Annotated in this window: 11 protein-coding genes; all 11 read right to left on the bottom strand. The window is 26.1% G+C overall.

Annotation, left to right across the window (positions count from 1 at the left end):
- Positions 1-154 precede the first annotated feature (154 nt).
- The 11 genes from Q1K13_RS06525 to Q1K13_RS06475 all read right to left on the bottom strand — a co-directional run bounded on the left by Q1K13_RS06525 (position 155) and on the right by Q1K13_RS06475 (position 14,874).
- Positions 155-358, bottom strand: coding sequence for a heavy-metal-associated domain-containing protein (locus Q1K13_RS06525; RefSeq protein ID WP_300348646.1), 204 nt, complete (start codon positions 356-358; stop codon positions 155-157).
- Positions 359-466: 108 nt separating this feature from the next.
- Entirely contained in the window at positions 467-1,234 is a 768-nt protein-coding gene (yaaA, locus tag Q1K13_RS06520) for a peroxide stress protein YaaA (RefSeq protein WP_300348644.1), read from the bottom strand.
- A 222-nt stretch (positions 1,235-1,456) separates the two neighbouring features.
- Positions 1,457-1,873, bottom strand: coding sequence for a CBS domain-containing protein (locus Q1K13_RS06515; RefSeq protein WP_300348642.1), 417 nt, complete (start codon positions 1,871-1,873; stop codon positions 1,457-1,459).
- Positions 1,874-1,960: 87 nt separating this feature from the next.
- Entirely contained in the window at positions 1,961-2,863 is a 903-nt protein-coding gene (locus Q1K13_RS06510) for a 3'-5' exonuclease (RefSeq protein WP_300348639.1), read from the bottom strand.
- A gap of 413 nt (positions 2,864-3,276) precedes the next feature.
- Complete coding sequence (locus Q1K13_RS06505; RefSeq protein WP_366522619.1) at positions 3,277-5,022, bottom strand: DUF262 domain-containing protein; 1,746 nt, start codon at positions 5,020-5,022, stop codon at positions 3,277-3,279.
- 326 nt (positions 5,023-5,348) lie between these two features.
- Positions 5,349-7,133 (bottom strand): MutS family DNA mismatch repair protein, encoded by a 1,785-nt coding sequence (locus Q1K13_RS06500; protein WP_300348635.1) that lies wholly within the window; start codon positions 7,131-7,133, stop codon positions 5,349-5,351.
- Between the two features lie 474 nt (positions 7,134-7,607).
- Complete coding sequence (ptsG, locus tag Q1K13_RS06495) at positions 7,608-9,152, bottom strand: glucose-specific PTS transporter subunit IIBC (protein ID WP_300348634.1); 1,545 nt, start codon at positions 9,150-9,152, stop codon at positions 7,608-7,610.
- Positions 9,153-9,448: 296 nt separating this feature from the next.
- Positions 9,449-10,342, bottom strand: a complete 894-nt coding sequence (locus tag Q1K13_RS06490; RefSeq protein WP_300348632.1) for a metal ABC transporter substrate-binding protein — start codon at positions 10,340-10,342, stop codon at positions 9,449-9,451.
- Positions 10,343-10,521: 179 nt separating this feature from the next.
- Complete coding sequence (locus Q1K13_RS06485) at positions 10,522-13,284, bottom strand: AAA family ATPase (RefSeq protein ID WP_300348630.1); 2,763 nt, start codon at positions 13,282-13,284, stop codon at positions 10,522-10,524.
- A complete protein-coding gene (locus Q1K13_RS06480) occupies positions 13,274-14,401 on the bottom strand; it encodes a metallophosphoesterase family protein (protein WP_300348681.1) in 1,128 nt (375 codons plus the stop codon). The genes Q1K13_RS06485 and Q1K13_RS06480 overlap by 11 nt, the downstream gene beginning before the upstream one ends.
- A gap of 290 nt (positions 14,402-14,691) precedes the next feature.
- Positions 14,692-14,874: an alpha/beta-type small acid-soluble spore protein gene (locus Q1K13_RS06475; protein ID WP_300348627.1), complete on the bottom strand. Its 183-nt coding sequence runs from the start codon at positions 14,872-14,874 to the stop codon at positions 14,692-14,694.
- Positions 14,875-15,243: the final 369 nt, after the last annotated feature.

The raw sequence follows: 15,243 nt of genomic DNA, 5'->3' as shown, positions 1-15,243 counted from the left end.
GTATATGAAAATTTTTAACCTCAGTTAATATTACTTTTTATCAAATACCTTATGAATATTATATACCAAAGATTATATCAATAGTAGTAAATTTTAATCTAAAAAAGAGTGCATAGAAACCATTTTATTAGCTTCTAACACACTCTCACAGGCACTAATCTTCAATTGAAACTAAATCATAACCTACTTCTTCTAAAGCATCTCTTAATGTATCTTCATCTACTTCTGTATCAATAGTAGCTCTTCCAACCTCAACTTCTAAAACATCTACACCATCAACATCTAATAAAGCAGCTTCAACATGTCTAACGCAATTTGAACATGACATACCGTCTATTTCTAAAATAAGTTTACTCATAAAAAATCTCTCCTTAATAAAAAATTTCTATTTTATATTTTATATTTTTAATTTTATATTTTTAAATCACAGATATTATTCATTATGTTTAAATATCTATATTTTAAACTATCCTCTGGTAAATATCCATGTATTTTCATCTGAAAGTTCTCTATTAAATTCATATCCATCTAAATCAAAATTCTTTAAACTCTCAGGATCAGTTAATCTATTTTTAGTTATATATCTAACCATTTCTCCCCTTGCTTTTTTTGCATAAACAGTAACTACCTTGTATTCAAAACCTTTTCTTTCTTTAAATACAGGAGTTATAACCTTAACCTTTTTCTCAATCTTTTTTATAGACTTATAATATTCATTTGAAGCTAAATTTATAATAACTTTTTTATCATGAAATTTTAATTCTTCTAAAATAGCTTCTTCAATCTTACTTCCCCAAAAGTCATAAAGATTTTTAGAACCGTCTACTGATATTTTAGTACCCATTTCTAATCTATAGGCCTTAGTACCATCTAAAGGTTTTATTATTCCATAAAGACCTGATAATATTCTTAATGAGCCATTACAAAACTCCAAATCTTCTTTAGTAAAATCATCTGCATTTAACCCTCTGTATGCTTCTCCCTTAAAAGATAAAATAAAAGGTTTTTCATCACCATAGTAAATTGTATTCCAATCTTGTGTTTTTGTGAATGTATGTACCCCTAAATCTTCACTTATTTTCATTAATGAACATAAATCTTGAACCTCTAAATTCTTTAATTCTTTCATTATTATTTCTGCCTCACAAAGAAATTTAGGTTTACTTGTTTCTATCTTTAGGTCTTCTATATTGCTTAAATCTAAAGTTTTAGCAGGCGATAATACAGCTAACATATTCAATCACCTCTTTTTTCTAATTTATTTTAAATATTATATAATAAAATATTTTTCTTTAAAATATCCTGAACATGATATTATAAAATTATTAAAATATACTTAATAATAATACTTTATTATGTTCTATGCAATACCAAATTTTATAATACCTATTTTTTTAAATTCCACATAAAAAATTTAATATATGTGAAAAAAAATAGAAGTTTAGGGCACTAATCCCTAAACTTCTTGTTTGCTATAAAGATTGTTATAACAGTGTTCTATTATATCACTTCTCTTTATTATCCCTATAAATATTCCATTGTCATCTACTACTGGCACAAAGTTTTGAGAAACTGCCAAAGAAATTAAACTTTCCATGTTTTCATTTATACAAACGCTCTTATGTTTTACTTTTCTTTTTATTTCTCTCACACTAACAGTATTGGTATTTTTAAAATTCAACTCTGGATTTCTCTTTAAAGTCCAAAGTAAATCCCCCTCTGTTAAAGTACCTACATACTTACCATTCTTATCTATAAGTGGAATAGCAGTATATCCATGATGCTCCATTCTCTCCATTGCTTGTCTCATAGTAGCATCTATATATTCATAAGCCACTTCACTTTTTGGTGTTAGAAAAAATGCAATATTCATAATTTATCAATTCCCCTATTTTGTTTATAGTAATTATTTACCCTTTTATTTTATCATACATAATATTATTAAAGTAACAATATATTATCATTTTACTAATTTTTTTAATTTATAATCTAAGTCAATATACTCAGTATCATTTATTAATGCATTTGTAGATTCATAGACAAGTCTACCAGACAAGGTCTTTTTAAGAATAACCTCTTGCCTTACATTTCTATTGCATTTTGGACATTTACCTATAGATAAAAATCTCCAACTAAAAAGTTTAAATGGATATTCCATTTCTACTTTAACATTGCATTTTGGACATTTAAAATCTATATCCTCATATCCTAAATCATAATTTTTTAAATCCTTTACCCTTATAGATGGCATATTATAAACATCTTCAACAATATACTCTTTTACCTTTTTACCATTATATAATCTTTTAAAAACTTCAGCTGTATAAACCGCATCATTTAATGCGTCATGTAATTTACTAGTATCAATTTTTATCTTAAGTTCTTCAAGTGCATGCTTTAAACTTAAAGATTTTTTGTGAGCTAATATTTTAGTGCAATATTTTTGTATATCAATATATTTTTTTATCCAAGTTATATCTTTATACTGATGATACTTAGCATTATTAACTATATGAACTATGTCATCAGTAGCCCAAGAACATAGAATATCCTCTTCTCCCATAAAATTTTTAAGGTTGTCCATAGCTTCCTCAAATTCAATTCCATCTTTTAAATTGTCCTCTGTTATTCCTGTTATATCTATTATTTTAGGATTTAATACTTTAAAAACAGATGGTTTTATATATGCTTTAAACTCATCTACTTTCTGCATAAATTTATTTAATTTTATAGCCCCAATTTCTATTATCTCATTATAAGAATCTAAATCTTTCAATTCTTTATGCTCATTATAAATATTAGGATAAAATTTTGTAATACTTTGCATATTATTAAATTCTAGGTCTATTATTACATACCCCATCTTTTACATCCTCTCACTATCTATATCCATATATAATTATGCCACGAAACTCTTTATTTTTCATTAAAATCAATTTATTAAGCCACTCTTTTTTTATAAGCTTTATTTAACCAATATAATCTATATTTTATTAACTTATAAATTACTTTTCAATAGATAAAAATAAACTTTTCTTTTAACAAAATATACATTCTTAAATATACTATTTATATGACAGATTCTGTTTTAATAAAGTGTTTATTTTAGCTATTCCATAAGCCCTACTTAATTTTGTAGAGAGTTCTTTTAAAATTAACAATAATTTAAAACAGAACCATATAAAAATTTTTATTACTTATCCCAAGATTTTATTAAACAATTCCTAACCAAATAAAAACACCAAACTTTTAAAAGCTTGGTGTTTTTTTAATTATTTAGAATCTAGTCCAAAGTTCTAAGGCTCTATTAACTAAATCTTCATGTCTTTCTTTTAATAAATCCATATTCCAATCAGATAACTCTAAAACTTCTTTAGTTATAGCAAAATCACTTTTCTTACTTAAATATTGATCTACTTTTTCAGCAAATGGTTTATTATTAGCTCTTGTATTCTTAGCTCCACTTATGATTACTAAGTTACCAAACTTGTTAGCCCAATTTCTTCTTTCATCAACTGAGAAGTTATCTTTCCAATAAGCTTCTTTTGCATTTCTAGGAAGTACATGTTCTATCATTATTTTGTCACTATAATCTAAAACTTCATTTGGTCTCTTTTCCATATCAAGTCTTACAAATATATACTTAGGTATCATCATTCTACCTTTACTATAGAAATCTATGTCATTTAATGCATTATCAAAGTATGCAGTAGTTCTCTCTAAATCATATAAGAATACTTCAGATTCTTTAATTTCCTCTAAAGAAGATTTTTCTTCTATAGTTTCTATTATAGAATAAACTCTGTTTAATCTATCAGCAAATGAATTTCCATTTACCCAGTCAATAACAAGTCTTTTCTCTAATACTTTAACAAACTCTAAAACTAGTTTATCATCATTAAATTTCTCAACAAACTTAATTACAGCAGCCATCCAATCATCGTATGGTAATAATTCTCTCATTATTGATACTAAGTTTTTATAGTAAGTTTTCTCTTCTTCTGATACTCCTTCAAGTTCACAATCAACTATATATTTATCATATATAGCTTTAACTTCTGTTAAGTGATTTACAAAGTTAACACCTAAATATTCTGGTTCATCTCTGAAGATTATTTTACTAAATTCTTCATATACACTTTCATCAGCCTTTTTCTTAAGTTTCATTGTTCTCATGAAACCTATAATTTGGTCAAGTTTTTCTTTTCCTAAATCTTGCTCATGATTTTCCCATATATCAGTATATTCTTTTCTTATTTCAGCATCTATTACTCTTAAGTTTTCACTCTTTAATAAATCAGAATCAGTTAAAGGTAATCCTCTAGCATTTATTACGTTGAATAATCTAAATGCAGAAGTGAATGATTCAGTTGTTATAACAACTAAAACAACTTTTTGAAGTAAGTAAACTATAAACTCATTTAACTTTTCTTCTAAAACTTCTCCTTCTTCATTTAAGAAACTAGCTCTGAATATTTCTATTGCATTAACCATGTTTTGTTTTGCTTCTGAAAGTTCAGTCATATCTAAATCTTTAACTAAATCAGTTCCACCCTCAGTTAATATGTACTTTTTGAAGAATTCCTCTTCTTTTCCTCTAGACTTAACTCTTATGCTTTCTTTTATACCCATAAGAACATTTGGCTTTTGGTATATTAAGTCTGATAAAACTTTCTTATATTCTTCATTGTTTATTAAATCTCTTATAGTAGCAATTAACATTATTATTGATGTAAGTCTTTGTTGACCATCTATTACATCATATATTCCACATCCATCATCTTTATATTCTTTTGAACATAAAACTACGCTTCCTATGAAGTATGGTTCATATTGATCAAACTCTCTACTCTTACCATTTTTATTTAATTCTACTGATTCCCATATATCATCAACTAATTGTTTTAAATTTTCTTTAGTCCATGAATATGCTCTTTGATAATCTGGAATCTCAAATAAGAACTTATTGCTTAATAAATCCTTTATGTAATACTCTTTTGCTTTTACCTTTTCTGTAAACAAGATATACATGCCTCCTAAAATTTCTGCTATTTATTTAAAGTCTCTTTTACTTAATAACTCTAATCACGAAAAAAAGCCATTTAAGGCTTTTTTCATAAAATATTTCATTATTTTATTATATCAAAATTAATTTAATTTGTCTAAAATTAAGTTATATTGCTATTTATTTATACATAATATAGAAAATAAATTCCCTTTATTAACCAATAGATTCTATTTTAAGAGAGTATTGATTTTACCTATCCCATAGGATATACTTAATAAAGCAGTTTATACTTATATTTAAAATCAACTCTAGTTTAAAACAGAGCCTTTCAATAAGTTTTCTACTCTATATCAATACCTGCCATCTTCATTAAGTATCTAGCATTTCGTGTTTGAGAAACCCCTTTTCTAAGAATATAATCAAACTTAAGTTCATTATTTTCATAATACTCTCTAAAATTATAATTTTGAACTTTAGAATTATCTTTTTCCATATCACATAATTCAAAATCATGAGTAGAAACTAATCCTAAAGTATTTCCTTTTAAAAGCTGATTTATAAGTATTTCAGCACCTTCATGTCTATCTAAAGAGTTAGTTCCCTTAAATATTTCATCTAAAAGGAATAATATTCTCTCTTTTCTTTTAGTTCCTTCAACAATAATCTTAATTCTCTTAATCTCAGCATAAAAAGATGATATTCTCTCCTCTAAGTTATCTCCTGTTCTCATACAAGTATATATGTTTAAAATTGGAGTTTCAAAACTTTCTCCTTTAACAGGTAACCCAAGATAAGCTAAAATACAGTTAAATCCAACAGTTCTTAAAAATGTACTCTTACCTGACATATTAGATCCTGTTATTAAAAGCACTCTCTTATCTTTACTTATTTCAAAGCTATTGCCTACTGCATTTCCTAAAATCATAGGATGAACAAGGTTTACTCCCTTTATTTTATAATCTTCATTTATTTTAGGCATTGTCCAGCCCTCATTATTATAGGTAAATCCAGCTAAAGAAATTAAAACTTCAAACTCTCCTAATGAATCCATCCAAAGAGGAAAATCTTCTTTATTTTCCTCTTTCCATTTATCAAGTCTAAGTAAAATTTGATAATCCCATAATAAATAACAATTTAATATTATGTAGAAAGCATTTCCTCTATCATAAAGCCAAGTTGTTGTACTTTCTAATTTCTTAAGCCTAAAACTTGCTTTTTCTTTCTTTATTAATCCACTTTGCAAATCCTTTAATAAAGTTGATTTAAAGCTTTCTTCCTCAACTAACTTTAAAGCATCACCATAGGTTTTAATCCTATATTTTAAGTCTTCAAATATATTTAATCCTTTAATAACCTCTTTACTAGCTTTTTTAAGTATTAAATAACTTATTAAAAGGGAAAGTATTAAAACATGCCAAGATAATATATTTGATGCAACTAAAACTGTAAAGCTAATATTAATTAAAGGCATAATAATTCTAGCCCCATAAAAAAAAGAACCTAGTTTTAACTTTTCTTCCTTTAACCATTTGCTTAAGTAATTTTCTTCTTTTATATTTTTATCTTTTAAAGAAGCAATAAATTCATGTCTAAAATCAACTTTACTAGCTAACTCCTTTAAAGCTTCTTGCCTAAATACTATTTCTTCTTTTTTAGGTAGTTTATCTAACCTTAATAAGCTACTTAATTTTTCCCTTCCATAAATAGTTCCTGTTTCATTTATCCACTGAAACAGCGAATTTTTGCCGAATATATCTAAATCATTTATAAATGGATGCTCAGAATTTAAATACTCTTCCCCTAAATCCTTAAACTCTCTCCATTTTCCCTCTAATCTATATACTTCCTTTTTATTTACTTCAATTAAAGCTTCTAATTTATTAGTTTTACTTACTATGCCATCATGTAACTTAGCTAAATATAAAAATAATATAGCATTAATTAAAAATAAAGCTATTCCAAAACCAACTGAATTAATACTGTAAGCATAATAAATACAAAATAGTATGCTCAAAGAAACAATAAATCTTAATCCACTTATTATGTTATAATCTCTTTTTAAAATTCTTAGTTTTTTACTATATTCATTTATCCTTTTCTCATAAATAACTTTTCTATTCTCCATATTTGCCCCCTCAATTATTTTTCTATATTATACCACAATTACTATTTTTCTATTACATAATTAATAGAAGCTAAATAACAACTTGGCTAGAACATAGAATACTAACTTCACTTAATATTTATATAATTAATTAAAGTTAAATAATAACTTTCATAGGTTGACAAAATTTCATTTGGAAATAAATTTATACAATTAACTAAATTTAAATAATATTCTCTAATTAAATAAAAAAACAAGTGAAAATTCAATTTAAAGCTGAACTTTCACTTGTTAATAATAAATACATAATAATTTTGAATTTATATTACTTTTTCTAAATCACTTTATATTTTTAGTTTAGGAAGCACCTTCTCATATTCATTTCGAAGATATAAGTTCAAAATACAAAATTAAAAATTTTTATTTTAACTTAAAATTAAGTAAGTCTTAAGGACTAGCTAAAATCAATCCCCTATTAAAAAAGATCCTACCTTTTTAAAGGTCTTTTTGTCCTCCCATACCACTCATAATTTCTCTGATTTGAGTTTTAAGTACGTCTGATTTTCCACCAAATATTGCTTGAATATTTTCACCAACTTGCATCACACCAGCTGCTCCAAGTTCTTTTAATCTATCCTTATCAACCTTACTTACATCTTTAACAGTTACTCTTAATCTTGTTATACAAACATCTAACTTATCAATATTACTAGATCCACCTAATGCTATTAATATTTCTGCTGCCAAATCCTCATTAGCTGTAGTATGTTCATTATCCATATCATCGAATATGTCATCCTCTTCTCTACCTGGAGTCTTAAGGTCAAACTTTCTAATAAAGAATCTAAATAAGAAATAGTAAACAACTGAAAATCCAAGACCTACAGCTATTACTAACCACCATCTAGTTCTATTTTGGAATACACCAAACATTAAAAAGTCAATAAGACCACCTGAAAATGACATACCAATTTTAACATTTAATATTTGCATAATCATAAATGAAAGACCTGCTAATATACAGTGAATTCCAAATAATACTGGAGCAACGAATAAGAATGAGAATTCTAATGGCTCAGTAATACCAGTTAAAAATGAAGTTAAGGCAGCTGAGAATAAAATACCAGATGCAATTTTCTTTTTACCAGGTTTAGCTTCATGATACATAGCTAAGGCTGCTGCTGGTAAACCAAACATCATAAATGGGAATTTCCCTGTCATAAATGTACCTGCTGTCAATGGTACTTGGTCTTTTAATTGAGCAAAGAATATTTGTTGGTCACCCATTATTAATTGACCAGCTTTATTAGTATATTCTCCAAATTGGAACCAAAATGGATTATACCAAATATGATGTAATCCAAATGGAATTAAGGCTCTTTCTATAAGTCCGAATAAAAATGATGCTATTGTTGGATTAGCATCTATCATACTCTTTGAAAAGTACAATAATCCACTTTGAATTGGAGGCCAAATAACTATCATTAATCCTCCAATTATTAAGGCCACTACAGCTGTTACTATAGGAACAAATCTCTTCCCTGCAAAAAATCCTAAGTATGAAGGTAATTCTATTTTATAGAATTTTTTAAATAATAAAGCTGCAATAACCCCCATGATAATACCACCAAATACACCAGTTTGTAATGTTGGTATTCCTAAAACAGTTGCATACATACCATCTTTACTATTAGCTACTATGTCAGCAGTTATTCCACCACCAATTCCCATAGTTATGTTAAGAATTAAGAAACCAACTATAGCCGCAAGTCCTGCAACACCATCTCCTTCTGATAAACCTACTGCCACACCAACTGCAAATAATAATGCTAAGTTAGAAAAAATAACATTCCCAGCGTCAGTCATTATAGTTGCTACTAACTGGAACCAATTAGCATTTAATGCTGGCACTAAATTTAAGAAAGTAGGATCTTGAAACATTGATCCAAAACCTAATAATAAACCTGCTGCTGGTAATAAAGCAACTGGTAACATTAAGGCTTTACCTATTCTTTGTAAAACACCAAAAACTTTCTTCATTTGTAATCTCTCCTTTTTAAATGATTTCTTTCTTTATAATTTCTTAGGCTATATAAAAAAATAAAGACTTAAATTTATTATTCCTATAAAACATCCATTTTATAAATGTAATGGATATTTAAATACTAAATTTAAATCTTTTCTTATTAACTAATCTATTCTCTTTATTAAAGGTGTTATTTTAAGAAAAACTAAAAAAGATGGGTGATTATCAAAATACAATAATAAAAATTATTTTGATAATCATCCACCTCATAACTATTTTTAGTTAAAATTTTAATTTTAGGATTTAATATTTACTGACTTTTTAAAGCATCATATATTTTACTCAAATTATATTTCATCGCATCAATATAACTAATACCATCTTCATTGCTTTCTAAAGTATATATCTTTTCTATTTTTCCACCAACTTCATTAGCTAATGTTTGTGATATTTTTTCACTAGCAAGCTCTGGCATAAATATTGTTTTTATGTTATTTTTCTTACAAAACTCAACTATGTCTTTCATTTTTTGAGGAGTTATTTCTCCTTCACCAAATAAATTTTCAACACTAACTTGTTTTAATCCAAACTCTCTACATAAATATCCAAAAGCTGCATGACCTGTTATGAAATCCTTGCTTTTTACTTCATTAAATTTACCTTGATATTCTTTTATTAAGGAATCAACCTCTTCTGAGAAATTTTTATAGTTTGCTTCATAGTAATCTTTATTTTTAGGATCAACTTCAACTAAAGTATTTTTTATATTTAAGGCCTCCTGTTTTGCCCCCTTTAAACTTAACCAAAGATGAGGATCTACCTTATCTCCCTCTTTTAAAATATCTGCCCCTTCTGATGCATTAACAACTTTTACTTTCTTATTTTCTATTGTATTTAAAACATGGTCTATCCAATGCTCCATGCCTAATCCATTATAAACAAATATTTTTGATTTATTAAGTTCAACTAAATCACTTGTTTTAGGTTCAAAATCATGTGGTTCTGCTCCATTTGGAACCATAGTTTTAACATTTACTTTATCTCCACCTATTATTTTTGTAAACTCCCTTAAAGGTTCTATACTTACCATTACATCTACTTTTCCATCATTATTTTCTGTTTTTTCAGCAGTTTTAGCTTGGCATCCAACAAAGAAAGCAGCCATTAAAACACCTAAAAAACCTATCAATATTTTCTTTCCCATAAGTCCTCCTGTTTGCAAATGATTTGCATTATTATACTTTATAATTTATATTACTTTTCTATTATTGTCAATAAATATAAAAAAACTTCCATAATAAAAAGCTAAATACATTAAAGATAAACCTTTCCTTTAACCTATTTAGCTTCCTTTAAAGTAATATTTATTTTTATACTAACATCCTAATTTAAAGTTAATATATTAACCCCTTCTCTTCCCTTTAAAATATTAATTTCTCTTTTATTGCATGTAAACAGTATGACTTGATCTTTCTTAGATTTTTCATATAATGTTTCAAGCATTCTCTCTAATCTTTTATTATCATAACTTGCAAGACTTTCGTCTAAAATTATTGGAACCTTTTTATCCTCAAATATTATATCAATTATTCCTAATCTAAGAGCTAGATAAATTTGATCATAAGTTCCAGTACTAAGATATGAGCTATCCATTATACTATTATTTTCAAGATTTCTAACAGATAAGTTATAATCCTCAGAAACCCTTAAATCCTTATACCTCTCACCTGTTACTTTTCCAAAAACCTCACAAACCTTTTTATTTATAACAGGGCCAAAACTTTTTTGAAGTTTTTTAAATGCTTTTTCCATATAAATCAAAGTAATATCTATAGCCTTTTCTTTTTTGCTTAAACTCTTAATTTTTTCTCTAGTTTCGTAAAGTTCTCCATCTATAATAAATAAACTTCTACTTGAGGCTTCCCTCTCTTTTATTAAGTATTCAACATCTTTAATCTCTTTTTCTTTTTCTAATAATTCTTTATTTTTAAGTTTTATCTTACTTAATATTTCTTCTTCGTCAGAGAAATCAATTTCTATATGACTTCTTAAATTATTAGATATTTTTCTTTCTAAATCTTCTATATTTCTTCCTTTTAGTAAAAGATTATAACTCTCTTCTATATTTTCAAGTTTTAATTTGACTTCATTTTTCTCCTTAATTTTATTAAGTATTTCATCTAAATTTTTATTTAAAGAACTTAATTTCACATTTTCTAAAATTGTTTCCCTAGATAAATATTTAATTTTATTTTCAAGTCTAATAATTTCTTCTACAGATTCATCTATTCTAATTTTAACTTCATCTATCTTTTCATTAAGTATCTTTATACTCTTATCCTCTTCACTTTTCTCTTTTAAACTTTCAAGAATCTCTTCTAATGATTCTTTTCTTGTAACTCTTAATAATTTCCCTATAAATTTTTGATTATCAATGAGTTTTTCTTTTACATAATTTTCTTTTAGAAGTAGTAGATTATCCTCTTTAGCCTTTATTTCTACAGAAACTAAGTCTAATTCTCTATTAACAAATTTATAATCTTCTAATGTTTCTAAAATTTCTTTTCTATTTTTAGCTTTAAGTAAAGTTTTGTATCCATTAATTTTATCCTTTAAAAGCTTAACTTCTTCTTCAGTATTATTTATTTTTTCTACTTCTTTAACTTCTTTTTCAAGTTCAATTAATTGTTTTTTATAATACTTATTTTTAGCTAAAGTATATAGTAAAATAAGCATTATGAATATTAAGGTTGCTAGTTTAAATATATTTTCATCCTTTACATAAGTAAATAAAGTAATCCCCTCACCTATTAATAAGAATCCTTGTAATACCCTAAATAATCTTATCTTTAAGGAAATTCTAGATTCTTTCTTTGAAAAGTCTTCCAACATTTCTTCAAGACCAATAATTTCAGTATCTTCTTTACTTTTTATTTCATATAGTTTCAAATCTTCTTCTATCTCTTTGACTTTTTCATTAGTAAGATTTAAAGTATTTAAGTGACTTAAGAAATCATCTCTCTTTTCTTTTAGCATAAATACTTCATTTTTAATATCTTCTATACTTTTATATTTTTCTTTAAGATTACTTTCTTCAAGTATTAACTCAATTATTTTAGGCTCAACATTTGATGGAAGTTCATTTAAAATACCATATCTTTTTAAGGCTTCTTTTTTTTCTTCTAATAATAAATTTAGTTTTTCATATTCAGCTTCTTTTTCACTTAAAGAAAGCTTTAAATCTTCAATCTTTCCAATTTCATCTTTTATTTCATTAATCTTTTCAATAGAATCAAAGGAGCCTATTTCTTTTTCTAAAAGTTCTTTCTTTTTTATAAGCTCTTCTTTTTTATTTAAATATTCCCTTAAGTTTTTAACTTCCTTTTCTAATTCTCTCTTCTTTAAAACATCTTTATAAACTTCTAAATTTTTAATAAGCTCATTAATATTTTCTCTTTCTTCTTTTAAATTTAAAAGTTTTAATTCATCCTCTATATTTTCTTCATGAATTTTTTCCCTTTTAAATCTTTCTTCTAAAAGTTTACTTTCTATATTTTTAAGTTTATCTAGTTGTCCACTTTTTCTAGTGTTACTTATTTTCTTTTTAGCTTCCTCAAGATTAGTTTTTATCTTCTTATATGAAACTTCATCTTCTCCGCTTTCTAAAATATTCATTATTCTATTTAATATCTCATCTTCCTTAGAATTCTCTATTTTACATCCTAATTGACTAATATATAATGTATTTTTAAACTCTTCACTAGATATTCCTAAAATATCTTTACCTATATTTTCTAAGTTATATTCTAAAATCTCTTCTCCAGTTAAATTATCAAAAACCTTACCACTATCAAGTTTTTTACTTTTTCCAAAGGTTCTATCTATTAATATCTCTTTTCCTTCATCCTCTATTAATAATTCACCTGAAAACTCTCCTTTTCCAATAGGAGTATATTTAACTCTATCTTTTAATCTCTTCTTTCCTTTTTTACCATCAACACCATATAACATGGCTTTAATAAAGGATTGAATGGTACTTTTACCACTTTCATTCTCTCCATAAATTATATTAAATCCCTCTTCAAGTTCTAACTCTTTATTTTCTAACTTTCCAAAGGATTTTATATTAAGCTTCTTAATCCTCATCCAAATTCACTTCTCCATCTAAAAGACTTTCCATCCCGATTTTAAAAGCCATTTCTAGTATTTCATCTTCATATTCTTTTTCATGAAAAGCATCTTTCATTAATGAGCAAAAAATTCCTCTCATTGAATATTCATTTCTTAATTCATCAGTATTAAGAAATGGTTTAGTTTCATCAATTATTTTAAAATAAAAAAACTCTTCTTTAAGTGTATTTTCTAAGAGAGATAAATCTAAGTTAAAATATTCTTTAACTCTTCCCTTTAACTTGATTTTAAAAAGATTTCTCATTCTCTTCTCTCTAGGAATAGTTAGTAACTCATCTATTATATCTTCCTTAGTTTCAAAGTCACTTATATCAACTTCTTTAATAATATATTCTCTTTTATTCATCTTCATAAAATTCAGTTCAGAAGCACCTTTAGAAAGTTCACCTATGATTACTCCTTTTTTACCCAGTTCATCAAAACCTCTTCCCTCTGGACATCCTGAATATGCATATGTTGTGTTTCCAATCTTATTTATACCTGAAAATCTATGTATGTGCCCTAAAGCAATATAATCCATACCACTTTTTTCAATTTCATTTAATGAAATTTTATTATATTCACTATTTTCACCATCTTTAATCTCTCCATGAAGAAGCATTATTCTCACTAAATCATCATCTTCACAATTAGGTTTAAAATCTTTTAACATAGATTCTCTCTGATACTTATCTTTAAATGATTGTCCATAAACAACCACTCCTAATTCATCTAAAACCAATCTTTCCATTGTAGTTTTAAAAATATGCACATTTTCACTCCATTTAATCATATTGTAAAAAGACTTTTGATTATAAGGATCATGATTTCCCGTAGATATAAATATTTTTATATTATGTAAATTTGCTTTTTCCATTTGTTTTTTTATAAAAACGAGAGTATTCTTTTCTACTGTATCATTATCAAAAATATCTCCAGCTAAAAGTATCAAATCAACTTTTTTCTCTATAGCTTTATCTATTATTCTACTAAAACATTCTCTTATTTCATTCCTTCTTAAAATTGCAATTTCCTTAGGCAATTCTCTAAAAGGAGTATCAAAATGCACATCACTTAAATGTAATATTCTCACATTTTTCAAAAAAATCTCTCCCTACTTATTCCAATTAATTCTAATTCTATCATAGGTAAAATCAAAAAAAAAGACCACATATAAGATGTAAAACATCCTATATGTAGTCCCTTTTTGGTAGAAGTATAATCTTAATGCTTTGGTGGATTATCCGCCATTACATTTCTTCCTTTATTATCTCTTTAGAATCACTCTGTAGGATTCTATTAATTATGACTGTTTCAACTATCATTTTAATTTCCTCCTACTTTAATATGAATCTTTTCCGTTGAATAATTAGCGAAAGGTTTTTATTTTATTTGGCTTTCGTATGCTTCTACCATTCTTTTTACCATTTCACCACCAACGGAACCACATTGTCTTGAACTTAAGTCTCCATTGTAATCACTAAATGGAACTCCTAGCTCTCTAGCTACCTCTGTTTTGAATTTACTTAATCCATTCTTTGCTTCTGGTACTAATGATTTTGACATTTTAAATTCCTCCTTTGGCCTTGGTAATTTAGTAAGCTTTGAAATTTGTTTATCTCTTGCTTACACTATTATATTAACCAAAATTCAGATTATAAATCTATGAAACCAATGGTTTATTTTCTTTTATTTTCCAAAAGATTTTTTATTCATAGGCTCAGTTTTAATAGAGTGTTGATTTTAGATAGAACTTTTTGACCATCTTAATAAGCAGTTTAGAGTTTCATTGAATATGGAGGAATAATAGCGTTAAGAAGCGAAGTTGTTTGACCTTTGGGAGTTTCTTCGCTTTAGCTATTATTCTAGAATATTCAATTAGAAACTCTCTGCGAAATTAAGTAGGTCTGAAGGAATAGCTAAAATCAACACTAG

Source organism: Clostridium sp. (assembly GCF_029267215.1).
In the GTDB taxonomy this organism is placed as follows: domain Bacteria; phylum Bacillota; class Clostridia; order Clostridiales; family Clostridiaceae; genus Sarcina.
This window is presented reverse-complemented; position numbering and strand designations above follow the sequence as displayed.